Here is a 26,141-nt window from a genome sequence, read left to right as displayed (position 1 = left end):
TGCTGTCATCAAATCGATTTTTACTACCTCTTACTGTACATTCTATCATAATACTCCATGTACTCCCCGTTAATAATTTCCATCCACCATTCTTTATTACTTCTGTACCACTCTATCGTCTTTTCGATCCCTTCCTCAAATCCAACCTTCGGCTCCCATCCGAATTCTTCTCTCATCTTACTAATATCCATCGCATATCTCAAATCATGCCCCGGCCTGTCTTTCACATACCTTATCAATTCTTCCGGCTTTCCTAACTTTTGAACTATCATCTTCACAACATCTATATTCCTCTTCTCGCAATTTCCACCTATGTTATACACTTCCCCCACCCTGCCTTTCTCAAGTATCAATTCTATCGCTTCGCAGTGGTCTGTTACGTATATCCAATCCCTTACGTTCTGCCCTGCTCCATAAACCGGTAGCTCTTTTTCGTTCATCGCATTTATTATCATCAGTGGTATCAGTTTTTCTGGAAACTGGTACGGTCCGTAGTTGTTTGAACACCTTGAGATGGTAACAGGCAAACCGTACGTTCTGTGATATGCAAGCACGAGCAAATCAGCTGACGCTTTTGAAGCTGAGTACGGTGAAGATGGTTTCAAAGGATCACTTTCTTTGAATTTCAACTCAGGCCTGTCAAGTGGCAAATCCCCATAAACTTCATCCGTTGAAATCTGATGAAATCTTACTATTCCGTACTTTCTGCACGCATCAAGCAACACTTGTGTTCCAAGCACGTTTGTAGTAAGAAAAGGGCCAGGATTTTCGATGGATCTATCAACGTGCGATTCTGCTGCAAAGTTCACAACAATATCGAACTTTTCTTGCTCGAACAAACTAAACACAAACTCCCTATCCCCTATATCACCTTTAACGAACCGAAAGTTCTTGTATTCCATTGCTTTCTTCAAATTAGCCAAATTACCTGCGTACGTCAGTTTGTCCAAACACACATACTCATTCTCGGGATGTTTCTCAAGCATGTAATAGATAAAATTCGTTCCAATGAAACCTGCTCCACCGGTAATTAAGTATTTCATTTTGCGTCCGACCTGCCTTTTAAAAACTGTTGTTCTAGTTCAAGCAAATCCCTACTTCTTTCACGAATTTCCTTTGCAGGTATACCGACTGCTATTTTCCATGGTTGTATAGATTTCGTAACCAAGCTCATAGCACCTATGGCCGCACCTTCTCCAATCTCCACACCTGGGAGCACGGTTGACCCAGTACCTATAATTACATGTTTTCCAATGTGAACCTTACCCCCAATCACATTTCTGTATTCTTCAGGTACAGTAGGATTTGTCAAATATTTACCGCTGTAGTCATCGGTCACAGCATATATTGTAACCCTACTTGACAGACCAGAAAAGTTTTCCATTTCTATACCATACTCTCCAGCAAAAAGATAGCATCCAGATGCAATATGGATATAATTGCCCAATCTTATCTTTCCAGAAATTATACAGAAATCATCTATCCTTACGTTATCCCCGATTTCCATCAACTCAGGTGAATATATAGAAGCCTTTCTGCTTATCAGAACATTCTGCCCAAGCTTTGCAAATCCTATTTCTTCCAGTTCTTCCCTTGTATAGAATGACGTTCTGACAGCCATCATCACTTCACCCCCGCTATTTTCATGATGATGTTGCATACGTTCTCAACATGTTCACCTTCCAAATCACCGTACAAAGGCAAGTGTAGTATCCGTGAAGCTATGTTCTCAGAATTGGGGCACGACTGGTTTGAAAATACCTTATTCAGCGAAGGATAGAAATACTTTCGCGTGTTGTACCCTGCCACTTTAAGCTCCTCAAAGACCAAGTCCCTTACCTGCTCGGTCTCAAACAAAACGGGCATGTATATATAGTTGTACTTTGTGGTGAATGGATTCATTTTCTGAAACTCCACTCGAGCTTTTGAAAGCAGCTCTTTGTACTTTTCAAAAACCATCTTTCTTTTTGCTATCTCTTCGTCAACAATTTCAAGGTTCAAAAGCCCCATCACAGCTTGAAACTCATTCATCTTCGCATTTATTCCCGCTTCAACTATGTTTATATTCTCATCAAATCCAAAATTCCTTAATCTCTTTGCTTTTCTTATTAATTCACTATTATCAGACATTATCGCTCCACCTTCTATTGTGTGGAACACCTTTGTTGCATGAAAACTCGCTATTGAAACATCACCGTATTTGTATATCGAATTACCCTTGTAATACACATCAAAGCAGTGTGCGGCATCGTATATTACTTTTAAGTTATGCTTCTTAGCTATTTCTTCGATTCGTTCAACTTCGCATGGATTTCCGAACACGTGCACCGGCATGACCGCCACTGTCTTTTCTGTTATCTTTTCTTCTATTTCGGATGGAGAAATATTGAACGTCTCTGGATCAATGTCAGCAAACACAGGAACATATCCTTGCCAGATTATTGCTTCAACTGTCGCTGCGAATGTGAACGGTGTTACAATAATCTCTGAGCCTTTCGGAAATTCAAAAAGCTCAACTGCAATCAAAAGTGCGAGCGTTCCGTTTGATACCACCACACAATTTGTCCCAAACCTCTCTGACAATTTCTGCTCAAGTTCTTGTAGATAGCTTCCATTGTTCGTCAGCCACCGCGTTTCCCAAAGCTTTTCTATCTTTTCCTCGTATTTTTCCAAACTCGGCATTACACTTCTTGTCACATTTATCATCGTTCTTCTCTCCCTATTTCTAATAGATACCTACCATACTCCGTTTTCTCCATCCTTTTTCCAAGCTCAATTAATTGCTCTCTTGATATGAACCCCATTCGGTATGCTATCTCTTCTAAGCAAGCAATGTATAATCCTTGACGTTTTTGTATCGTTGCAACGAAATTCGCTGCTTCAAGAAAACTTTCCGGTGTGCCTGTATCAAGCCACGCAAAGCCTCGGCCCAATGGAATTACCTTCAACTTCCCCATCCTTAAGTACTCCTTATTCACATCCGTAATCTCCAGTTCCCCTCGCCATGATGGCTTTATTGTCTTTGCTACTTCCACGACATTGTTATCGTAGAAGTACAATCCTGGCACCGCGTAGTTTGATTTTGGATTTGCTGGCTTTTCTTCAATACTTATCGCATTGAAATTCTCATCGAACTCAACTACGCCAAAGTCTTTTGGATTTCGCACAGGGTAGGCAAAAATTATCGCACCTTCTTTTAATCTCGCTGCCCGTTGCAGTATCGGTGTAAAAGCTTGACCGAAAAACACATTATCTCCAAGCACAAGGCACACTGGATCATCCTCAATAAAATCTTCCCCAATCAGAAAAGCTTCAGCAATGCCTCTTGGCTCTTGCTGAACTTTGTACTCAAAACGAACACCTATGTGCGAACCATCACCAAGCAGTTTTTGATAAAGTGGTAAATACTCGGCACTTGAAATAACGAGAATCTCTCGAATTCCTGCAAGCATTAGGACAGAGAGCGGATAGTATATCAGCGGTTTGTCGTACAATGGTAGAAGTTGTTTGTTCACCGCTATTGTGGCAGGATAAAAGCGAGTACCCGAACCCCCAGCCAAGACTATCCCCTTCACATCAATCACCTTCTTCAAAAAAACTTCTCCACAATTGTGCACACTTTTCCTCTGAGAACTCTCTTCTGATTATCCTGCGATTATTCTCTCTATCTTCTTCACTCATGTACCAGAAATCGGTTTCTCTACCACCAGTTAAACAGTTGGTGTCAAATACTTTGACACCAAGATCTATTAACATTTTCCATGGACTCGTTTCTGACCTGATGTATACTTTTTTTCCAAGATAGAGCAAGGCAAGTATATTCCCCAGTCCAGCTTGATAGCTGTGGTTAAACACTGCTACATCTACTGAATTAAGCAGCTTGCCGTACTCCTGAGGATTCAAAAACTCCGTTAATGGCACGAATCTTTCACCGTACATTTCTTGTCCACACTCAATCACGTATTGTGCATAATCCTTATTCCCGTACGACAAAGGACAGATTATTTTTGTGTTGTGAGTCACATAGTTTCTTAAGAAGTTAAGTGCTTCAATATGAAATCCATCTGCTCTTGAACTGTGGTTCAACAGTACTATCTTGGATTCACTTCTACCAGAGTTATTTTCAAGGATCTTATCAAGCAAATCAAAGTCAACGGGATTCGGATAGAACAAATGCCTCCACTCTGCTTTGGTGTCTATATGCTCAGCTAATCGGTCGTAATCTCCTTTGACCAAACTACCTATCCACCTCAAATTCTGCACAATCTTTTTGTACATATACGCTTTTACTTTGAGCTTGAATTTCTTTGGCTTGTTAATTATGTGTGAATTCAAATAAGAATACAAATCTGCACCCCAAATGATCCAAACCGCTTTTCTTAATAGCGACCGTTGCACAAAAAGAACAGGATAGAATTTGGTGTAAAATAGCGAATGTATGATTACTTTTCTCGAATTTCTTGCAAAACGATATAATCTAAAAGTATCGATCAAATCCTCTGGATCTATTTTCTTGATTTGAGCATTACTAAGATCATGGTAAATATCTGGTTTAACTGTCCAAAACACATGGTCTTCCGCAGGGAAATTCCTGAGGATAAACTTCACGTAATTATGAGTGTAAATGCTGTCGGTAAGGAAAATGTGTGTGAACACCCAAATCACCCCAAACTGAGAAGAATTAGATCCAAAAGTTACTACAATATAAATTCAAACAGATGCAAGAAAATCACTTGCTACTTACGAAATTTTGAATTTTGAAATCTTATAATCAAAAATAAAAAACTAGACTCAGTAAAAGAACATCTCAAAAAAAAATCCACAAGTGTTGTGGTTCAAAGTAAAGTCTGTGGAGCTTACAATCACTGCCGATATATGTGATGGCAGACAAACTGCAGAAATCTTTCTATACAATGTTTATTAATTTCCTACCTTAAAACTTGATAAACTATGAAAGATAAACCATCAACATCCCATAGTTAGACTTAATCTTAACCAATTCGTATCCGCACAGGTGCACAACGCTACCTTTTTTGTTAAGTCAAATAGCCTCATTTTCTGGTTGCGCTTCTTGTCATTATCGAAACATTAACTACCTTTCGAGTACTGTTCTAAAGAAGCTTAAAAGCGCGCAGCAAGCAAATGATTCTTCAGACTTTAACATACTCTCTTAAGTTTCTTGCGTCTCCATTCATCTCCCGTATGTTTAATCCAACCTTCTCACTACATACCTCTCAAACAGCGGATCGATTATCTGATACTTCCCTCTGCCTTGCTTTTCCAGTATGCCGTGCTGCGTCAATCTTTTGAGAAGTTTGTTCAGTGCACCTGCACTGGGGAGTTTGTACTTTTCCAAATTCTCCGCACTAAAATAATCCCCATCCTGTTCACTTATTAATTTTAGCACATTTCTCAAATACTTGTAGTCGAGTGTTTCGATTATCATATCGTACCCGTACGCCTCCCTATCGCACAGATAATCAAATACCTCTTCCACCTGCTCGATACCCGAAGAACTTTCCGTTTTGTTCCACAGTTCATAGCACAAAAGTTGAAGAAAATACGGATGCCCTTTCGTAAGCTCGTATACCTTCCTTGCACTCTCTAAACTTATATTCTTATCCGTTTCCTCAAACTTTCTGAGGATATATTCAACACACTCATTTTCAGGCAACATGCTCGTCATATCGATTCGCAAACAGGAATGGTATAAAACACCGGATGCTTCAAAGAACAACTCTTCTATCATATGCCTCATCGAGCCGGAAAAGACAAAAAGCACATCGCTTCTTGTTTGGAAAAAACTCCTCAAACTCTCGGGCAACCTTTCAGATATAGCTCCATAGGCTTGGAATTCATCAAGAATCACAACAAGCCTTCGGCCAACGGCCTTCTGTGCACCTTCCAAAAGCTCATACATCTGCTCAATGAGTATATCATCACTCACATCACCATCCAGCGCAAATGAAACACTTCCCAAATCAACTGAAAACTTTACATACCTTGCAAAATTCTTCAAATACTTACCAACAAACACCATGGGACTTTCTTCTTTCAAAAGCTCGTATACCTGCTTCACAACCTTTTGCACAAACCCGCGCAGTGAAAATAACCCGAACAAATCAACATAGACCGCAGGATAACCGCTTTCAGCCATAAACTTTTGAAGCAGCCAAGTCTTGCCAAACCTTCTTGGAGCAACAACTACAGCGTTGTTTCCGCTCTCGATTGCACTGCAAAGACTCTCGTACTCTTTCCATCTATCGATAAAATCTTTAGCACTGTACAACTTACCAATCTTGAACGGATTCGACACACTCGCCATACAACCACCTCCAATTAGTTGTATCCCTTCGTGGAACAAAAAATTTATCCAAAGAAAGTGTAAAACTCAGTAGATACATCTAATTGGCATGCGTTTTGTATCTTTCCCTTGTCACTCTCCCCTTGACATAGGGGAGAAAATTTTGGTATTATATGTATACGTATGTATACACCCCCCACTGGTAACCATCCTCAAAACTCATCTGCAAGGAGGTTAATCCAATGCAACAAGGTAAACAAAATCCGTTTGAAGAACAATTCGGGCAAGAAGAGCAAGACCAACAACCAGCCGCAAAATCAGAAGACATCCGCAAATGGCACGAAAAAGTGCTAAGCTACAAGCACCTCGTGCGCAGATGGACGGCATACTTTTGGGGTATCAACAAGGCATTCCTCTATTCGTATGAAGACCTCGAACAGACTATTTGGTATATTCTAATGGTAGGCCTTAAAGAATTCGACGGAAGGGGAGATGAAGAGCAGTTTTTGAATTGGTACATAAGAAACAAAGTAGTATCTATAATGATGTACGGCAAAAAACCACCAAAGTGCACACATTTGCCATTCACACCCATTCGCTTCGACTACGTTTCCCCAGATGAGCTTGCAGAATTAAATGAACTATTCTATTCAGATGGTGAGGATGATTGAACGACTGAAAAAGCCAGGCAGGCGCCTGGCGTTTTTCGTTTTTCCAATCTTCGGTGTTTTTAAAATCCACAAGGTTAAATACTTATCATTCTATTGTACAATCACTCAAAAGTTGTGGATACACCAACCACCTACCCTCTGGCTTTATCGCAATTAATTGCTTACGTTCTATCATCTTTCTCACTGCATCCGCACTCTTTCCAATCTGATTTGCAAATTCGTCGACTTTAACCAATTTATCCCTATTAGCAGAACAAATTTCCCTATCAAAAGCCTCGATTAAACTGTACGCTATCATTCTTGCAAGTGGTTTTGTATCCTCCGTTGAGAACATTGCATCTATCTTCTCTGGCGTTTGATCGTTTGCTGACTCTCGGAACAACTTTCTAATCCCTTTTTCCGCACTTTCCAACGCCTTAATATATTCCATACGCTCACTGTCATCCATACCTTTAACTACTATATTCAAATATCCATAGTAGATCAAAATAGTATTCGTCAAAATTCTCCCTATCCTGCCGTTACCATCCTCGAAAGGATGGATGCTTTCAAACAACACATGAGTTCTTGCGGTAGCTTCGTGAACCGGGTGTTTTTGATAGGCATATTCTACATATCTGATCCACAACTTAACCCAGTCTGCAATATCGTATTCTGGTGGTTTAATTTTCGCACCGGTTATCTTTATTGGTCCATATCTAAAATTCCCAAGTCGGCTTTCATTCTGGATTAAACCATCAAACAACATTCTGTGGCATGTTCTCACTAAAGCAACAGTCAACAACTTTTCCTGCGTCTTGGAATACTCAAAAGCTAGATTGTAGAAAAATCTTGCCGTTTTAAAATAATTCACCACTTCACTTGCCGACTTGTAGTTTGTATTCAAAGCTCTGTCTAATTCATCCTCATCCACAAAAATGCCCTCAATCATCAGGGAATTCCTTGTTTCTTCCTTAAGCATATATAACCATTCTTTATTTGTTATTTCAACAAAGATAGGTTTAAAAACACTTCTTCTGCACTCTACTAGCCTTGTTAACATGTTATTCATATTGTAACCTCCGTATTTTGTCCACTTTTTTCGAGAGGCTGTATACATCTGAACCAAAGTTTCTTTATCTAAATAATTTTCGAACAGCATCCCTTTGTCCTGTTTGAAGTTAAAAAGCGATATCTGGACAAGTAGTTACACCTGTGAAATTTGTTAATAACTTTAGTGTAATACGAAAAGACAGAACATTGTTCAATCACAGCTATCTTTATTTTATCACAAAGTCGTACTCACGATTAGCAAGAGCCTTTGAAAATGTACTTTATTTTCTGTCGCTTACAATTTATGTGTTTTTTTGCAAAGTTCTTGGCCTCATCTGTCGCTTTAATCTCACCACACACAACTACTGCTTTGACTATTTCTTCTCACTTTTCCAGTTCACATCTAACTTAGTGATGTCTCAAGACTGTTTTTAAATATAAAACAAAGGGACCACCCACGCCCCAATTCAAAAGGATTTTCAAATAATCCAAACAAACGAGAGGTCAAGGGTGGTCCCAAAAATATTATACCACAAATCTTCCGCTTTCAACAGCTTTGATTCAAAAATTCTAAAGCCAAAATTTGTTAAAATAATGAGTGTACAAGCAAGAAAAAAGAAAGTTTGAACGCACGAAAGGCAAAAACGAAAAAACTCTCAGCAGCTCTCAATTAAACAACAATCTCTACATCTTCAGAGTCACCCTCGCAAAATCTTGGATACGTGCGCCATTCTTGGAAGAAGTTGATGAGCCACCGTACCCAGTCATCGCAGTTCTGGGCAAAACCACACCCTATCGACCGGGATTAACGATCATCGACGCTTTCGAATTTGATTTCGACCATCTCTTCGACTTTTTTGACAACACAAAAAACTGGATCAACTCAAAAGTACGATACGAACTCAAAACAGACTTGGAAGGTGATGAAGGCATAGTGGACCTTAAAAAATTATTCTCAGACCTGCCACCCGAGAAGTACAAATTAGTGGAGCGTATAATCAAGAACCTACCGACAAAGAAAGGTGTAAAAAAAGTCAAAGTCTGCCAAGTTTTCACATGACCCCGCCAAAAAATGCTATTCCTATTTGACTACGGCGATGAGTGGCAGTTCATTGTGGAACTAAAGAAAATCACCGAACCAGAACCGAACAAGAAATCCCCTGCAATCCTTGAAATCTTCGGCAAGCCACCAAAGCAGTATCCTGATACGAAGAAGAGCTGGAAGAAGAACCTGAAGAGTGAACACGCTCAGACACTATCTATCCTTAATCTTGTAAGCATAAGCTCCAAATCGTTCTACCGATTCGTTTCCATAGAGAACGAATTTCAAACAAAATCGTTCTGTTAGAGAACGGTTTCTAAATTTTTTGCATTTTTCGTTTTGAAAAAGAACGAAAATGATGTATAATAGTTCTGAAACTTGCACAACACTTGGAGGTGTAGGTCATGAACATCGAGAATGTGCTGGAACTACTTGAATTGAGAATGAAAAGGTCTATATCTTTTCTTCCAGCAAAGCGAAGATTGTACTTTGAGGAATTGAAAAAGCGCTTCGTAAGCAGAGGAATATTATTATGTGGACCTCGTGGTAGTGGAAAAACGACATTCCTGCTCTCAATCGCGCAGGAAGAAAACATGTTCTACATATCCGCAGACGACCCGCTTGTTGGTGTTGTCCCGTTCTACGAGCTGAGCCAACATATCCTTTCATCCTACGATGGAATAATCATCGATGAAATACATTTTCTAAAAGATTGGGGAATCCAACTCAAAAGTCTTTACGATTCATTTCCGAACAAAAAAATATGGATTAGTGATAGTAGTTCGATAATGCTGCACAAAAGCATCGCGGAACTCTCGCGAAGATTCGTTATCATCTCACTTCCCCTCATGTCTTTACGAGAGTTCATACACTTTGAGACAGGAAAAATACTGCCTGTTATTACCGACCCGTTCAGTAGCGAACTATCGGATATATCGATGAAAATACTCCGAGAGGTCGACGTGATGAAATACTTCAAATCCTATAAAGACCACGGCACAAGACCATTCTACACTGAACCAAACTTCAAAGACCGCATCATGAACATCATCCAAAAATCCATCTACTACGATATCCCTCACATCGTTGGTACACTAAGTGAGAACCATTTCGGAGTCATGAACGCCATCGTTAGCTATTTGGCATACTCGAAAATACCGACAATAAACGTAGAAAGCATGTGCAAAGAATGGAGACTGAGCAAAGAAAAGCTCTATCAACTTCTAAATGCCATGGGCCAAGTCGGGCTCGTAACCATCGTTCAAAAATCTCTCATCGAAAGCCCATACTCAAAAGGTGCGAAAATATTCTTCTCAGACCCAGTTATCTACAGCGCATTGGATGGAGAAATCGGCAACTTCCGTGAAGCATTTGTCGTCTTTGCACTAAAAGATAGAGGGACACTATTGGCTCAAAAAGATGAAACAAAAGGTGACTACGTATACAACAACATAACCATAGAAATAGGAGGGGCTAACAAGAAAAGAAAGCAGGCACATTATGCGATAAGGGACGATATAGACCTGCCGGTGAGAAATGCCATTCCCATGTGGACACTCGGAATGGGGTGGTGAAAATGTATAATTTCCAGTGCTTTTAAAATCTACTGATCCCACGTACTCAAAACCTTCACTTGTTTTGAGATTGACAGTACATTAACAAGCCCGCAAGCTACTCTCCTTTAGGGGAGTAGTAAGGGCTTGCAAGTTTTGTTCAAGAACTCTAGTATAATTGTTAAGAAAGGAGGTGAGCCAGCGCACATGCCAAAATATATAATCCGAACCTACAAAGTTCCTGTTCCAGCTGAATTGTATACTATGTGCAACGAACTTAACCAAACTGCAGCAAGAATCTACAACAAAACTCTTTCTCTTGTCAGGAAAATCAAACAAAAGAAAGACTTCTGGCTTTCTGAAAATAGCGCACAGAAGTTCATCCTTCGTTGGGCTTCCAGCATCAATATTCACACTCACTCAAAGCAAGCGTTCGTCCAACTCTACTTCCAAGCCCTCGATGGTTATTTTAAAGCCCTTAAGTCCAATCCTGATGCAAAACCACCGTACAAAACAAAAAAGTTCATGCCCTTCATTTGGAAAGATAGTGCAATCAAACTTCTGCCCGATGGTAGATTGAGGCTATCCTTAGGCAAAGACAGAGAGCCTTTTGAGATTCAAACAAGTCTGCCATCTGCTGCAAAGATTAGACAAGCTAAGTTGGTGCATGAAGCAGGCAAATACTATCTTCACCTTGGAATAGAGGTGAAGATTGAAGAGCGCAAAGAAAAAAGCACAAAGCTTGCAGCGGTAGATTTGGGCATACTCCGTCCCATCACCTTCTTTGATGGTCAAGAAGTCGTTTCATATCATGGTGGTGCACTGAACCAGGTGCTTCGCTACAGGAACAAAGAACTGGCAAAACTCCAGTCAGCAATCAGCAAATGCAAAAAAGACTCAAGAAGGTACAGAAAGCTTCTAAGAGCAAAAAACAAACTGTTGAGAAAACTAAGCAACCAGCTGAACGATATACTACACAAAATCACGAGCCAATTTGTGGGGATGTGTTATCAAAAAGCAATAAGCACCATCGTGATAGGGGATGTCACAAACATTCGAGAAAGAGTAGAAGGCAACGACAACGCAATGCAAAAAGTGCATCAGTGGTGCTTTAGACGAATAACAAACCTAATAATGTACAAAGCGCAGGTGCACGGAATAAAAGTTGAGCAAATTTCAGAAAGTTGTACAAGCAGAACGTGTCCGGTGTGCGGACAACAAAATCACTCAGAAGGTCGCAGGTACAAGTGTGCAAAGTGTGGATTTGAGTACCACAGGGACGGAGTAGGAGCGATAAACATATACAAAAGGTATCTTGGCGGTGGCCAAGTAGTAGCGGGGTTGGCACCCGTCAAAGGTGTGAGATTTAAGCCACACCTTTGTAGCCATGGAGTCAAAACAGCTCCATGGAAGGTAGCCTTGAGCTACTAAGAATCCCATCCCCTTTAGGGGACTGGGAGTGTCAATTAACTCTCTGGAAAGGAGATGAAATGGCATGTCCTACAATCCTCGAAACCTGCTTTCAAGAACCAACTGGCGTGAATTTATGCTCGATGACGTTGTCGGAGACTTACCATTAGACGATATTACCGACCAATTGCTCTGGGAAGAAGCTTGGCACTCTTGTGCACTCGATGGTGTTATCGTACCACGAGAGGAAATAGAACAAATCAAGCAAATAGCTGAACAACGAGCCGTGCTTTCTGATAAAGTTATTGAAGAATTCTTGCAAGGGAGGCTCAGTCAAAAAGAACTCTCAAAAGTTCTCAGCTATTCATTTGACAGAATAAAGCCGAGCTGGGCTGAGCTAATCAGATATTTTGAAGTGGCTTCCTCAATGTATGCCTTGGCATTGCAAGAAGACATGAATATACTCCAACAAATTCATTTGTTACCAAAAATAATCCACGCAAGCTTGTTCTACGGCATTCCGGAAAAGAACAGAGCCGGAGAGTACAGAAAACCAAACAACAAGAAAGTACTCAGCAAAGACCTTGGTATTACACCTCTGCTCGTAAAATATGCTCCCGAAGACAACATCGAAAAACTCATGGAGCTCTGGGCCGAATACACATTGTTCTTGCTGAAAAAAAGAAGATTAACTGACGAGGTCATGTTTAACGCTGCGGAACATTCCCACGCATTGTTCATGAGTATCCTACCTTTTGAATATGGGAATGGTCGAGTCAGTCGAATCATTCTGAACATTCTACTAATGCTTGCATCCTACCTAAACGCAATCATCCCATCCCAAGGGAAGGACAAAGAAACATACCTAAAAGGAATTGAAATAGCTACACTCATACTAACACCGAATTTGGAATTTGGTCCACCGGAACTGAAGATACTTGAAATCGTATACAAAGCACAACGTACCGGGCATCTTACAAAAGCAATCGCATACGGTTTGATGGATTCGTACGATATCTTGCTCACAAAATATTTGAGCGCCAAACTCATTCCACTAAGCGAATTCGCAAAACAAATCGGAAAAAAACCGTCCGAAGTAAACTACTTGCTCAACACCAGAAAACTAATTCGCAAAAAGATAGATGGAAAATGGTACGTATATCCCGAGATTGCTCCCGTTTAACCTCATCACACCTGCCTGAAAGAAGCGGGAACAGTTAACCAAAGCTGAGAGCAGTGTGCAAAAAAGTATGCTACCAGGTAGGAAAAAATAAAATAAACTTCGCTTCCAATCGGACAAACAGGTTCGGTTTGTACAATGTATCGTACATTTCGAAAAAAGGCAAATTGGATGAAGGAGAAGACGTTTACACTGAACGACTTAAGTATCATAGCTATCTGGGATTCTATCTTCTTGGACGAATCAAGGTAGGATTTGCTTGCGTACAAAACATAAACAACGGCATTTACGAGGAAAACTTTTTCAGTTTCCATTTTAACTCACTTAGTTAACATATAAGCCTTAATCACTGATTAGCTTGTCCACGCTCCGTCCTACCAATCTTGACTTCCAGGTGACTTTTTGGTGGAAAGAAACAAAAGATGGTTCTTTCTAGAGCTGTATCTCGTTAGTGCATGATTCAATCTTTTGAGTTAAATACAGTCTCAGCAAGATGATAACACTTCTCTAAGTAGTCCAACGTGCGCCGATCAGAAATCCCAAGACTCTTAACATCACCAGGCTTTCCATACAAAAGAGTTCGATAATAAACTCCAACACCTTGAAACACACATGAAAACAAAGAGACCAATTTTAGTTCATTTGACAAGTCCACAAACCACGGTTTTGGTTCTGAACCGTAAAACTTTGGAAAAAACCTGTCGTACACTTCTAAAGCTTTTCGTATCTCCTCAACTGGCACCTTTGTTTTTTTGGATAATATCTCAAACTCCTCATTCTCACGGTCTCGCAAGATAAAACCACCAAAAACTAGCAAGAACCATTGCCAAAAAACAGGATAGAGGAAAGAATAACTTTCGTTCTCAAGCGTACACAAGCCACCGTAGAATGATTTTGGTATCGATTCATCATCCTCATATGAGTCTTTCCAGTTTTTACATAACATTAGCCCGACAGCAGTCTTCAGTATAGATAACCTTGCCATATGTTCTATATACGTGGAAATCTGAAGTATATTGAATTCGCAATCGTAAAAAGTGCGCTCAAAAAGCTCCTCTGGAATCCCTCCTGTCTTTTCACTTTGATTTTTTGAATGATCGCTTACGCACTGTTCAGAAACTCTATACTTCCCTTTCTGACATTCCCTGTAAAGTTCCTTCAGCTTTTCAAAATTCTCGTTTAGGAAAAACACTTTGTCCTTTATCATACGATAGTATTCATGTAGAAGTTCAGCATGCTCATTAGTATTGGAAGATATTGCCTTAAAGTTTTCGAGTAGAGAGGATTTCTTTCCTGGATGTTTTCTTAAGGAACTTAAGAAGTTCATCAACTTTCTTTCAATTCGTTGTGTAATCATCCAAATTTTGACATCCTTTTCGTCTACAGTAACATGTTCTTCATTACATAGGATTTGGATAGCTTTTTCGAATTCACTCAAAGTTTGCGGTAAACACCTCAGTTGGACCCCAAGTTCCATAAATCTTCTTTTGACTTCCTCGCTTATTTCCTTTTTTCTTCGTGTGCTGTAGATAAAAAGCCCTTTATTTACCCCGATAAAGTCCATCCAGCCTTTGAGCTTGAACACATCTTCCAAGCCCCAGTCGCCGGATTTAACTTCGACAATAGTTGTACTTGGCGACTCATTTTGAGAAAGCTCGGTTACTATTACGTCGAGTTCGAGAGTGTTGTCCATTTTAACATTTCGTTCTACAAACATTCCTGATACTTGTAATAATGCTGAAACATAGTCCTCAAAGTCATTATCTGTAAATTCCTCAGGAAGTAGCCACTCTTGTGACATCTATATCACTTCCTTCGAAGATACGTTGATAGCACCCTATTTAATATTTTATCACTCTATTCATTTCGTGCTGTTTATTCCTCCCAAGTATCAGTTACCTTTTACGGCGCAAAATCTCTGCGTACTTAAATGCTAATACACCAATTAATAATAAAGGCACAGCTTACCGAAAGGATGGCATTTTTTGGGCATTAACAATCAAATGAACAAACCACTTGATACATCCCTATAGCAGCCTCGCAAGAATTCGACGGAAGGAGAGATGAAGAGCAGTTTTTGAATTGGTACATAAGAAACAAAGTGGTATCTATAATGATGTACGGCAAAAAGCCACCCAAATGCACGCACTTACCGTTTACACCAATTCGCTTCGACTACGTTTCCCCAGATGAGCCTGCGGAGGTTAATGAACTATTCTATTCAGATGGTGAGGATGAGTAAATGATTGAAAAAACGCCAGGCAGCTGCCTGGCGTTTTTAATTTCAGCAGTGTTTTCGAAATCCACAAGTTTTAGATACTTACAGCTTGGCATTACTTCAGAACTGATGCATCATGGTATAAAATTGATGCATCACAGAGATATGTTGACGCATCAATGATGCATCATGACGCATCATTTTGGTAAGCTAATGCAACAGCCAAATCTTGACCTACCAATAGGTCAAAAAAATAAAAAATTGAACTTTCGATAGGTCAAATTTTGTACCAAGTAATCTTGCCGGCCCACTTTTAATCACTTCTTCTTTCGTACAGCTTTGAATGGTATAATCCTGAACCTGCAAATGAATTAAAAACTATTTCTTGTTCTTCTTTTTTGCCCCATCATTTTGCTTGGATTCTTTCTCAACGGTATTCATCCTACCAGAGCCAAGAAATTCTTCGAGTGATTTTGGTGCAATTTCAGAATATACATACCATTCTCCGTCTATCTTTTTGCGAATCAGCTTTCTACTTCGCACCAACCGCTGAACTTCAGAAAGCTTCTTCCCACTCTGCTTAACAAACTCGCTCAATGGGACAAGCTTGTCCTTCAGATAATAAGTTAGCAAAATATCATACGAATCAGCCAAACCGTACACAATGCTTTTTATCAAATCGCTACTTCTTCGCATTTGGTATAGAATTGCCAATTGCATTGGAAGTGTCTGGCCTGATACAAACTGTTCGTGGAATACCTTTGCTCCTCTCTCAAGTCCTCTGAAGTACATCTTCTTTTCCTCTTCATCGGATGAAATAATTGCGTTCCCGTACTTAGCCATCAAAAGAAGCATGTTCATGATAATCCGACCAACTCGACCATTTCCGTACTCGAAAGGTAGGATGCTCATGAACAATGCGTGAGAGTACTCAACATTATCCAATGTATAATTCCACCTTTGCACAAACAAAAGTCTCGTAAATTCAGACCAAATTTTCATGAACTCTTCGATATTATCCTTTGGGGCGAGTTCTTTCAGCAAAGATGGCACACCGGCATCTTCGATACTTGATGTCTTTCTGTACTCCCCACTCTTCTCCTTCCCAGGGATACCATAGAACAGACTTCTGTGAATCAACCTTGGCAGTTTTGGAAGTAAAAACAACACGTTTTCGCGCATCTCCAGTGCCATACCATACATCGCCATGGCAACTTCGTAGTACCTTATCACTTCCGCCCAGCTCGGTTTTATATCATCAAACGAGTAACTCAAAACATCAGACAGCTTTTTCTCACTAATCTTGCCTTTCAACATCTTCTCGATTATCTTTTCTGAATACTCCAACCTCTTAGCAGCGATTTCTTTAACCGCATCCAACTCCTCACGTGGCACAATAACACCATCAAGTGCGCAAGAATGCCAGGCTTCCTCCCAGAGCAGTTCGCCTTCAATCTGCTCTAAGGTCAAATCATCAACAAAATCCATCAAAACATCATCACGCCAGTCTACAATCAATTTCAAATTTCCAGAATAATACGCCATACAACCATCACCCTTACCTACCAAAAATTAACAACCAACTTTTAACTTCTATTTTACTGCAAAGCTAATTCAAAATCAAAAAACAAAAGAACCGTTCACGGCCAAATCTAAAAGGATTTTCAATAAGATCCAAACAACAATAGACCGTGGGTGGTGTGTGTATGTTAAACCGTGAATTTTTGTGGAAGGGATTCGGGAAGTTTGCGTTGATTTTAATGTAAAATCTCTCAATAGGCATAAGGACTTTTCATGAAAACGCTTAAGCTTCACCCTATTACAGGCTTAAACTGTGGTTCATAGAACTTCACTGGCAGAACTAAGGGAAGGTTAACGCTGTTATTTAATCCTTCTACTATCTTCGTAATTTCAGTAGAACATCCTTAAGTTTTCTAAATTTTTGCCAACCTTCATCATCTTCCCTGAAGTGGCTTGTGCAAAGCGCCAATGCAACCTCTCTTGCAACAAGCGGTTTCGAGTCTCCAAGTTGGTTCCTTACATTCTCCTCCAACATAGTATATTCTTTAAAATGCTTCCTAAGAGAGTCCTCAAAATCTTTCTCAAACACACAACAAGATGCAGTTATAACCCAGTTATCTTCAATAAAATCGTTGTAGAAGTTTTTCTCAGCCATTCCTATTGTATTCAAAATGTCGGTTGTTTTCTTCCTACCGTTGTCTTTACTAGAATCATTATCGAAACAAACATAGCAGGGAATATCAAATACAGTAAAGAAACGCCACCACTTTGGTATTTCACCCTTGCCTCCAACACTGATCACATCGATTCCTTCCTTGACCAAATCTAGCCCAACCTTTTCTAGATAAATTGGCAATGCAAGTTCTTCCGAAGGTCCTTCCACCAAGACCACTTTCTTGGAAAATAACCCCCGAAGAATGCTTGGAGTAGCGCTTTTTGCATAGAATGGTACTATCTTGTCAGGACTCGCTTTAGTAGCTCCATGTTCTTGGCAATATCTAGCTAATCCTTCACGCCTTATCTGTTTCACTCTGGTAGAACCATTTTCTCTTCTAACAACGTTAATTCCCTCTAAATATTCTAAGTCAACAAAATATGGGCTATGTGTTGAAATAATAACCTGCAAGCCATTTTTTGCCATTTCGTAAAGAACCTTCGCCACATATTTCTGAGCCATAGGATGTAAATGACTCTCGGGTTCGTCTATAATTAGAATCAGGCTTGAATCGCTTTTGAAAGCTTTTGCATATGCATATGCCAAAGAAATAGCCAGTATTTGCTGTTGCCCCGTACCAAGTTCCTCAAGTTCACGAACAACATTGTTCTCAACGGGAACTAGCCGTAAATTCTTATAATAATTGCTAGGGTCGTACGCAGAAAAATCTATCCCAAGTGCGTAAGACATGTTTGAAAGAAAATTATTCATACTTCCACTTATCATTTTCTTAAATTCTTTGAATTCCTCTACTTCATTAAACACATCTATAATGCTCTCGTAATAATGTTTTAGCGCTTCAACTCTTTCTTTATTTTCAACAAGGCTCTCGTGAAATCTTTTAGTAACTCTGGATAGTAATGTATACTTGTTTGCGTAACTCAATTGATACGCTAAGTTGCGCTCAGACATAATAAAAATCGAAGCGATTTGTTCTCGAACGTAATTCGCTTGACGCTCATCGTTACTTCCGTCTTCGTTGATGATAGTTAAGACATTTTGTTTCCCCTTCTCAACTTTTAGTTCCAAGCGCTTGAGAGTTGATGAAGATTCACGTAACATACCATCGAATTGCTCTATTTCTGCCTTAAGCTCAATTATGTTCTCTTCACTTCTGTTAAAAAAATCCCAAGCCTCAAACTCTTTATATTTCGGATTCCACTCTCCGAATAGAACATCTACGGCACGTAATATATTCGTTTTCCCAGAGTTGTTTTCCCCAATTATTACAACGGGTTGGTTTTCTGGAAATTCAATAGTAATTCCTTCGGAACCTATAGACCTATAGTTTTTGATAAAAATACTTTTTAGTCTAATCATCCTTGATACCCCTTTTAAGTGATTGATGCTGTTAACTAAAAGTATTAAAAATTTCCGAAGTCCATATTATTTCCTAAGAAACGTACCCTTTTCCATCAAACTTTTGTTTCTGTCAATTAAAAGCATTGCAGAATTTTTAAAGGGGCATTCCCTAGGAGAGGCCATTTATAACGCAACCCGACCGTAGATGAGTTACAGAATTTGCAAGAGAAAAAGCCATCCACTGAATATAACTTTATTATCAAGTTTGTGAAGGTGATTGGCGGGGCTTAGTAATCGCCGGTAGCTTCTCCAAGCCTATAAGTACATTCCTTCGTTTCTAGATTCCAAAAGCCTAAGGATTTTTTCTTCCCATTACGAATGCTTGGTTTTCATATTGCTAAAACTCTTGATTACTAAGAGAATTACAGAAACTCAAATAGGCGCTGAGATGATCAAGAACCTGCTAAATCACGCATGCAGCTTATCAATACTGGGGATGGTACTCTAGCAAAGCGGTAATAACATTGGGTGCGTTGTTTTCGTTCAGGAGTTCGTAACCATTACACGTGTCTTTTTGAGATTTTTCCCGTTCCTTCACAGCAGAGTTACTTTTACAATCTTTCTTCCAAACTCACGTTGGTTTAAATGTCTGGTCTAACCAAATGAATGTTTGTGTGTTAAGTGAATTAGATAAATGCTTTTTAGTCTCATGAAAAAAGAAAGTTACTTTTATTTTACCATGTGTGATGTTAATAAAAAATAGCAGTTTTGTAAATTTTTACTGCAATAAGCTGGACGATAAACCTAAAGGTGGGGCTTTAGAATCGCCGTAATGTTTCCTGTCGAGGTTGCCTGCAAATGTTATCCGCCACAGAAGAGATTTCATAAGAAGATCATACTTTAGGTGTATCAACAAAGCATTCCTTTGTTTATACGAAGATTTCAAGCAGACTATTTGGTATATCCTAATGGTGGGCTTGCAAGAATTCGATGGAAGGGAGATGAAGAACAGTTCTTGAATTGGTACACAAGGAACAAAGTAGTATCAATCACGATAAACGGCAAAAAACCACCAAAATGCACACATTTGCCATTTACACCCATTCGCTTCGACTACGTTTCTCCAGACGAACTTGCGGAAGTCAACGAACTATTCTACTCCGATAGTGATGTTGATTGAATAATTCAAAAAGCCAGGCGGGTGCCTGGCCTCGTGCAAAATATTCAACAGTCGGTCTTGGATTCTTGGTTCCGGATGGTAGTTCAAATCCCTGACAAGGTCATAGTTAAAAAGGTCAAAATCTGCGCTTCGAGCATATTTCCTTTCGTGGTAGAACTACCAGCATTGGAAGAGGTTGCTGCACGGTACCTTCCAACCCGATGCGGTAAAAAGGTGCCTTCTCGATACAACAACAGCATTTCAGAAGGTCGTAGGGCGCCTACTGTCAAAATTCAACGATGAGACTGCTTTGTACGTAGTTCAACCTTCGCGAAAAATAATATTCGGTGTACCTGTGACGCTGTTGCCTGTTCATTCTTTCAGAAAATAACTTTTTCAACTAGTTCAGCCATTTTTCTCAAGACTTTCGAGTCTGGTTCACCTACTCGTTCCTTAAGCACATTGTACAACTTCTTGAGGCATAGTTTAATCAAAGAGCGAACAAGTTCTTTGAATAATTTAACTCGAAGGTCCGACGTACCGTCGTTCTAATCATCCGATAAAATGGCATCGATAAGTATGCTACCAAAAAGAAGTGCTAACAAAGCAATCTACCAGAAGATGTCTTTTGAATATCCTTTCATACTAACTCACCTCCTTCCTGTGTATACCGTTCTCATCCCCAAACTCTTCAAGATTATTGCAGGTGTCTCTGAAATTCTTTTAAGCTTACCATATATAAAATAACACAGGTAGCGATTTTAACTGACATAAGTTTAAGTTTGTGTATGCAATTTTGTAGTCCAAGAGAAATAAACGTCATAATGAATTGCTTCTGGCTTATGTGCAATAGTTAGTTAATAAAGATATAATCTTGCGTGCCTTTACTTCATTTAGCTTAAGGATTGGCAGAAAATTTCACAATGTTTTTTGTTAATGTTGTGATACAATAATAATAAAGTGATTCACACCACTACCCGGTCAAAAGACAACATAACGGCATCATTTTAGCTTGCGCTAAGCATGAAAAATTTATGTTGTTGACTGTTGTTTATTTCTGGCGAAAAAAATTCACTCTTTAGAAGGGGGGAAGGGGTATGAAAATCAAAGAAGTTACTATTCACAACTTCCGTTCAATCACGGATGTTACCCTTCATATGAAGGATTACAGCGTACTGATGGGTCCAAACAACACTGGGAAGACAAACATTATGTCTGCCCTTCGAGTTTTGTATGGGGATCTTGCTTTTGAAAAAGAACGGGACCTACCAAAGCTCCACAAATCGGAGAATACAAACTTTCAAGAAAGCTGGATTGAAGTGCTCTATCATTTGACGGACGAAGAATTTAAATCGTTACCAAAAGAATATCAGGGACCCAATAACACGTTGAAAATTAGAAAGTGGTTTTATACAGAAGACAAAGATAAACTCGGTGGTATATATGCTTATAAATCAAATGGAGAACTGTCAGAAACACCTTTCTACGGTGCCAAAAACGTTGGGCAACAAAAAATAGGCAAGTTAGTTTACATACCAGATGTCAGCACAAGTAATGAAACACTAAAGCTCTCGGGTCGATCCCCTTTTAGGGACCTTCTTGAACTTGTTGCAGCTAGCACCTTCGAAAGTAGCAAAGCGTATCAGAAAGCAAAGGAGGCACTTGAAAAACTCTCCAATGACCTACAGTCAAGTGATATAGATTCCGAACTATCAATCAATGCTCTCATGAAAAACGTAAACGAAGCTTTAAAACCTTGGAATCTTGAGTTTGGGCTTGAGATACTGCCACTTTCCGAGGAGCTAATAATAAAGAACTTGACGAAGTCGTACATCAAAGATGAAAATCTCGCTGATACCATCGACATTAACAATTGCGGTCAGGGAGTTCAAAGATACCTAATCTTTACGCTAATTAAACTCGCCGCTGACTTTAGAAAGAAGCAAAGCACCAAAAAGAAATCTGCTCGAAAGGAATTCAATCCAGACTTCACCCTTTTGCTGTTTGAAGAACCCGAAGTGTACCTCCACCCAACTCAACAGGAGTTTTTAAATGGGAAACTCAGAGAACTGGCAAAACAGGACAATATACAAGTGGTAGTTACTACCCATTCGCCAGCTTTTGTCTCGCCAAATCTGCTTGATTTAGAAGGATTGTGCAGGGTAAACCGGGTGAATGGCACTACTAAGGTTTATCAGCTTAACTCGGAAGATATTAAAGCACTCCTCCAAGAAAATACAGAGCTAATTAACTATCTGAAAGATTTTGCAAATAGTCAAGAGTGCGATAAAAGCACACGCGACGAAATAAATAAGATACTCAAAGATGAACCTCCTGAAGAAGAGAAAATTGAACAAGAATCCATTAAGTACTTCCTATGGATCGACAAAGAAAGGGCAACGATTTTTTTCTCAAACCACGTCGTACTGTGCGAAGGGGCTTCCGAAAAGGCACTGTTCAGCTTCTTGTTAAATAATGAATGGAGTGACTTGAAGGACAAAGGTATATACTTTCTTGACTGCCTCGGAAAATACAACATCAACAAGTATGTCAACCTATTAACCAAACTTGGAATCCCACATTCGGTAATTATCGACAAAGACTCAAACAAAAACCGTCACAGAGTTGTTAACGAATTTATATCTCACAACCTCACTGAGCTTACTAAAGGCATCTACTACTTTGAGATAGACTTAGAAAACTTCTTAGGAATCGAAAAACCAAAAGATAGTCACAGAAAGCCTCTTAACGTGCTATACGCACTTTACAGCATTTGGAAAGATGAGGAGGATCCAGAAAAACTCAAAAAACGTACGGAGATGTTGAAAAAACTGGAAGATATAAAAGAATTTCTAATAAAAGCCCTCAACTCTTAATAACAAAAATAAGTAGAGCTCTGATAAACTAATGTAAGTTTAATATCGCTTTAGTAAAGACATATCATTTGGCCTATGTATAGCTTGACATTTGCTGTACCATAACTCTGAAATAAACGCCATGGCAAAATTACCACAAGAGCTGTTTTCACTTTTAATTAACTGCGAGTTTTTTTGAACTTTTTAATCTTGTAACACCTAAACCGTTCAAAACGCGAAAGGTGGGATAAGAATGCAGTGCGTGAAGGTGGCGGATGTCGATCACAGACTTTGCGTTGGTATCAGAACCTCTTGCGACGAATTTCTTATTGTAATCGATTGTGGTTCACTGAATAGCCTGACAACGCCTTTTAAAGGGCTGCTTAGAGTTTTAAAGAAAGGACAAATATTGGAGAGCTTTATTTAATCCCATTACCACTGGGACCATTATAATGGGCTAATATATATGGCAAAGAACGGGATAACCTTCGGTGACATTGCTTACCATGGCTCACGCTTTGTCTACTTTCCAGCAGTGCCTGATATTGAATCGCCAGAAGGGAAACCATCACTGCCAGACAGTGATATTGCTTTAGCTCTTGCAAGCTTAAACGCAACACTTACGATCTATAAATACAGCTTTATTTACCAACATAAATATTTCGTACCGGTTGACTTTCTTGGAATCATGCAGAAAGTTGTGAATCAAGAATTTAAGTTTAAACCATTGTCACAAGGAGACATAATTGAAATTCGGAACGACTACCTAACCATACTCTGGCCACCAAAAACAGTCAAAAACGATGAGAGTATATATAAGGATGTCAAATCTGCCTTAGAGTCATAAAAAAAAGCACTTGAAGTAGATCCGCTACTTAAAAACGTTGATGAATTTTTCAGGAAAAGCAAAATAGTCAATTACTTAACACCGTCATCCCCCGAACAAAGTGATCGTAACGTTGAATTGTTTTATTCCTCAGAAGAGTTGAAAAAAATTCGGTTCGAGCACTCAGGTAAAGAAACAGACGAAACTGAACTCGAACCTAGTTTCATTAAGGATGTTCAAAAATCAATCCCAAAGGCTACGCGCGATGCAGACAAGAAAATGAGAGAGGTTACTAACCGCCTTAGCCTGGCTTTTTATAAAGACGATGAATTACTTTTCATGGGGGACCTTGGTAATAGAAATGCTTCCTCTTTAGATATACAAGAAGTAGTCAATAAACTTGCTCAAGGTAATAGAACGTGCTTCGATGTACTAATTACTCCACACCACGGGACTCACTGGGACGAGAGTATGAGAAAATTGAAAATTGGAGTAGCAGTTTCTTCCAACGGTCTCAACAACCTTAAGAGTCTCAAAAGTCAGTACAAGGAAATTTCAAAAATTCACCTCAGTACAGCTGAATTTTCCGACATCTGTCTTGTTGGTGCTTTTCCTTGTTGGAGAAGATGTATTTGCTGTCGCTGGCGCTTGTGACGAAAATGCTATACGCTCCGTGCTGCATAAGTAATAAATGCTAGAGCCATCGGAATAGTAGTCAAACCAACAAATGCAAGCTTTGGCACATTCAAGACAAAATTAGAGAGGATGAATATATTGAAGTAACCGTTTAGTCATTTACACATTTCATAACTCAGCCAGACGAACAGCTGTAAATCAAACTTCACAAGTAGGAGGTGCTTATGGGTGAATATTAAAAACCTTCTTGAATGGGAAGCCTTTTTTCCTGATCTTGCTTTTGATTGTAAAAAAGAGACCAAAGACAGCATAACTCATTACCAAAAAATTAAGATTGAACGCGATGAGATGTACAGACTAATCCTATCGATCTCATCAGATAGCATAGTGCCAGAGTATTTTCAGCTCATTGGCTCAGATGGAGAATTTGACTTAGAAGGATCATGTTTGAGCAGTTTGGTGAAATGGAGTTCAAAAGGTTGCTTAGTGAAAGAAACGGAATTTAGTTCCCGCAACGTTCCATTTCGGTTTGACGTAACTTGCAACGAAATAGAAATACGTTGGCAAAACGCCAAAGAAAATGATGAATCTAGAATCGTGTATTGGTACTTGAACGGTCCGGGTTGGAACGAAAATTTCTATTTCTTTAGAAAAACTCAGAGGGTATTGACAACCGAGTACAAATTAGAAAGACGCATCTCAGAACCGATCAGTATACGAGTGCTCGAGCAAGGTAATACAGCTGTGGCTTTTGATTTCTTTTTTGTTGACATTGGTAAAACAAAATTCATAGTTGCACTGGTACCCAAGGAATTTGGTCCCAATTGGTCGCGTAACTTGGCAATTGAATACCGAAAGGAATGGGGGTTACCTGAGGAAGAGACAGAAGAAGCGATCTCCGAAATAGCAGGGTTTATTTTGGGAAAACACCTTCTAAAAGTAGGTTACACAACGTATGACTTTAACTCAAGGCCTATAAAAGCTGTTGGACTCAACCCTTGGGGTGAAAATATCGTTGCAAAATGCAGAAAACAGCCTGTTCCTCCAATCCCAGTTCCTACGAATCCATTACAATTTGAACAGACATTTTCAGTTCTGACTTTACAATATCTGAATTTACGTGACAAGCTCGGACTAAACGACTTTTTGGTAAGACTATTCTACTCATTGGAAGTTCCTCTGGAATTACAAATTCCAATCATGCAATCTGCACTGGAAATGTTGGCTAAAAGGTACCTCGATTTACAAAACAAAAACGATTTGAAAACATACGTTCCAAACGATGAGTGGAAAGAATTAATTAAGCCAGAACTTAAGGCCCTAAAACAAAAATTAAAAGACTATGACTTCAAAGAACGCATTATTAGCAAGATACAAAACGCTAATAGTATAGGAATGAGCGAGAAAATTGAACTCTTTCTGGAACGCATAGGACTGAGAATCGGCAAGACTGAAAAAGAAGCAATAAGAGAAAGAAACGCTCTAATACATGGGGGGACTCCTAAAACGCCTAATGAATACGAAAGATTATTGCGGCTATCTATGGCGTACAGAACACTTTTACACAGGAGTTTCCTCAAGCTGCTGAACTATTCTGGTGATTACATTGACTACAGCTCAGCAAACCAGTTGCATCGAAATATCAACGTACCATTAGGTGGCTAATGAACATTTGCTGAGGCTGTTCCGAAATATATTAGAGTTGAAAATCGAATTG

24 protein-coding genes are annotated in these 26,141 nt (G+C 39.4%); 13 read left to right on the top strand and 11 right to left on the bottom strand.

Features of this window, described 5'->3' with window-relative positions; genetic code table 11:
• Positions 1-23: 23 nt before the first annotated feature.
• The 6 genes from rfbB to NA23_RS00725 all read right to left on the bottom strand — a co-directional run bounded on the left by rfbB (position 24) and on the right by NA23_RS00725 (position 6,325).
• Complete coding sequence (rfbB, locus tag NA23_RS00750) at positions 24-1,043, bottom strand: dTDP-glucose 4,6-dehydratase (protein ID WP_033191467.1); 1,020 nt, start codon at positions 1,041-1,043, stop codon at positions 24-26.
• A complete protein-coding gene (locus tag NA23_RS00745) occupies positions 1,040-1,621 on the bottom strand; it encodes an acyltransferase (protein WP_033192530.1) in 582 nt (193 codons plus the stop codon). Before NA23_RS00745 ends, rfbB begins: the two co-directional genes overlap by 4 nt.
• Positions 1,622-1,623: 2 nt before the next feature.
• The gene (locus tag NA23_RS00740; protein WP_033191468.1) at positions 1,624-2,706 is read right to left on the bottom strand and encodes a DegT/DnrJ/EryC1/StrS family aminotransferase; all 1,083 of its coding nucleotides are present in this window, start codon (positions 2,704-2,706) and stop codon (positions 1,624-1,626) included.
• Positions 2,703-3,575: a glucose-1-phosphate thymidylyltransferase RfbA gene (gene rfbA / locus NA23_RS00735; RefSeq protein ID WP_033192531.1), complete on the bottom strand. Its 873-nt coding sequence runs from the start codon at positions 3,573-3,575 to the stop codon at positions 2,703-2,705. The genes NA23_RS00740 and rfbA overlap by 4 nt, the downstream gene beginning before the upstream one ends.
• 1 nt (position 3,576) lies before the next feature.
• Entirely contained in the window at positions 3,577-4,656 is a 1,080-nt protein-coding gene (locus tag NA23_RS00730; RefSeq protein WP_033191469.1) for a TDP-N-acetylfucosamine:lipid II N-acetylfucosaminyltransferase family protein, read from the bottom strand.
• A 550-nt stretch (positions 4,657-5,206) separates the two neighbouring features.
• Positions 5,207-6,325 (bottom strand): AAA family ATPase, encoded by a 1,119-nt coding sequence (locus tag NA23_RS00725; RefSeq protein ID WP_033191470.1) that lies wholly within the window; start codon positions 6,323-6,325, stop codon positions 5,207-5,209.
• Between the two features lie 221 nt (positions 6,326-6,546).
• Between NA23_RS00725 and NA23_RS00720 the strand changes: the two genes are divergently transcribed.
• Entirely contained in the window at positions 6,547-6,975 is a 429-nt protein-coding gene (locus NA23_RS00720; RefSeq protein WP_052107114.1) for a hypothetical protein, read from the top strand.
• An 85-nt stretch (positions 6,976-7,060) separates the two neighbouring features.
• Here the strand turns inward: NA23_RS00720 and NA23_RS00715 are convergent, their stop codons facing one another.
• Complete coding sequence (locus NA23_RS00715; RefSeq protein ID WP_062946203.1) at positions 7,061-8,026, bottom strand: Fic family protein; 966 nt, start codon at positions 8,024-8,026, stop codon at positions 7,061-7,063.
• A 579-nt stretch (positions 8,027-8,605) separates the two neighbouring features.
• Between NA23_RS00715 and NA23_RS00710 the strand changes: the two genes are divergently transcribed.
• The 5 genes from NA23_RS00710 (at position 8,606) to NA23_RS00690 (ending at position 13,195) form a co-directional block, all read left to right on the top strand.
• The gene (locus NA23_RS00710) at positions 8,606-9,067 is read left to right on the top strand and encodes a hypothetical protein (RefSeq protein WP_033191471.1); all 462 of its coding nucleotides are present in this window, start codon (positions 8,606-8,608) and stop codon (positions 9,065-9,067) included.
• A gap of 12 nt (positions 9,068-9,079) precedes the next feature.
• Complete coding sequence (locus NA23_RS00705) at positions 9,080-9,355, top strand: plasmid pRiA4b ORF-3 family protein (protein WP_249477096.1); 276 nt, start codon at positions 9,080-9,082, stop codon at positions 9,353-9,355.
• Positions 9,356-9,453: 98 nt separating this feature from the next.
• Positions 9,454-10,623, top strand: a complete 1,170-nt coding sequence (locus tag NA23_RS00700; RefSeq protein ID WP_033191473.1) for an ATP-binding protein — start codon at positions 9,454-9,456, stop codon at positions 10,621-10,623.
• A 186-nt stretch (positions 10,624-10,809) separates the two neighbouring features.
• A complete protein-coding gene (locus NA23_RS00695) occupies positions 10,810-12,033 on the top strand; it encodes an RNA-guided endonuclease InsQ/TnpB family protein (RefSeq protein ID WP_033192534.1) in 1,224 nt (407 codons plus the stop codon).
• Between the two features lie 64 nt (positions 12,034-12,097).
• Positions 12,098-13,195 carry a Fic family protein gene (locus tag NA23_RS00690; protein ID WP_033191474.1) on the top strand — a complete coding sequence of 366 codons (1,098 nt, stop codon included), beginning with the start codon at positions 12,098-12,100 and terminating at the stop codon, positions 13,193-13,195.
• 5 nt (positions 13,196-13,200) lie between these two features.
• On the opposite strand, the gene NA23_RS00685 is transcribed toward NA23_RS00690, so the two are convergent.
• Positions 13,201-13,506: a hypothetical protein gene (locus NA23_RS00685; RefSeq protein ID WP_033191475.1), complete on the bottom strand. Its 306-nt coding sequence runs from the start codon at positions 13,504-13,506 to the stop codon at positions 13,201-13,203.
• Between the two features lie 146 nt (positions 13,507-13,652).
• Positions 13,653-14,993 carry a restriction endonuclease gene (locus tag NA23_RS00680; protein WP_033191476.1) on the bottom strand — a complete coding sequence of 447 codons (1,341 nt, stop codon included), beginning with the start codon at positions 14,991-14,993 and terminating at the stop codon, positions 13,653-13,655.
• A gap of 276 nt (positions 14,994-15,269) precedes the next feature.
• On the opposite strand from NA23_RS00680, the gene NA23_RS00675 reads away from it, so the two are divergent.
• Positions 15,270-15,434 carry a hypothetical protein gene (locus tag NA23_RS00675; RefSeq protein WP_236938412.1) on the top strand — a complete coding sequence of 55 codons (165 nt, stop codon included), beginning with the start codon at positions 15,270-15,272 and terminating at the stop codon, positions 15,432-15,434.
• Between the two features lie 354 nt (positions 15,435-15,788).
• On the opposite strand, the gene NA23_RS00670 is transcribed toward NA23_RS00675, so the two are convergent.
• Positions 15,789-16,979, bottom strand: coding sequence for a Fic family protein (locus NA23_RS00670; RefSeq protein ID WP_145974430.1), 1,191 nt, complete (start codon positions 16,977-16,979; stop codon positions 15,789-15,791).
• 328 nt (positions 16,980-17,307) lie between these two features.
• Positions 17,308-18,966: an ATP-dependent nuclease gene (locus NA23_RS00665; protein ID WP_033191478.1), complete on the bottom strand. Its 1,659-nt coding sequence runs from the start codon at positions 18,964-18,966 to the stop codon at positions 17,308-17,310.
• Positions 18,967-19,852: 886 nt separating this feature from the next.
• Here NA23_RS00665 and NA23_RS00660 point away from each other — a divergent pair.
• From NA23_RS00660 to NA23_RS00635, 6 genes are all read left to right on the top strand, one after another.
• A complete protein-coding gene (locus tag NA23_RS00660; protein WP_236938408.1) occupies positions 19,853-20,128 on the top strand; it encodes a hypothetical protein in 276 nt (91 codons plus the stop codon).
• 1,076 nt (positions 20,129-21,204) lie between these two features.
• Positions 21,205-22,983, top strand: coding sequence for an ATP-dependent nuclease (locus tag NA23_RS00655; protein WP_033191481.1), 1,779 nt, complete (start codon positions 21,205-21,207; stop codon positions 22,981-22,983).
• Between the two features lie 232 nt (positions 22,984-23,215).
• On the top strand, positions 23,216-23,389 hold the full coding sequence (locus NA23_RS00650; RefSeq protein ID WP_158510121.1) for a hypothetical protein: 174 nt from the start codon (positions 23,216-23,218) through the stop codon (positions 23,387-23,389).
• A 39-nt stretch (positions 23,390-23,428) separates the two neighbouring features.
• Positions 23,429-23,809: a hypothetical protein gene (locus NA23_RS00645; protein WP_033191482.1), complete on the top strand. Its 381-nt coding sequence runs from the start codon at positions 23,429-23,431 to the stop codon at positions 23,807-23,809.
• A gap of 138 nt (positions 23,810-23,947) precedes the next feature.
• Positions 23,948-24,442, top strand: a complete 495-nt coding sequence (locus tag NA23_RS00640) for a hypothetical protein (RefSeq protein ID WP_145974429.1) — start codon at positions 23,948-23,950, stop codon at positions 24,440-24,442.
• A 210-nt stretch (positions 24,443-24,652) separates the two neighbouring features.
• Positions 24,653-26,089, top strand: a complete 1,437-nt coding sequence (locus NA23_RS00635; RefSeq protein WP_033191484.1) for a hypothetical protein — start codon at positions 24,653-24,655, stop codon at positions 26,087-26,089.
• Positions 26,090-26,141: the final 52 nt, after the last annotated feature.

The sequence above is a fragment of the Fervidobacterium islandicum genome (assembly GCF_000767275.3).
Lineage (GTDB): Bacteria > Thermotogota > Thermotogae > Thermotogales > Fervidobacteriaceae > Fervidobacterium > Fervidobacterium islandicum.
This window is presented reverse-complemented; position numbering and strand designations above follow the sequence as displayed.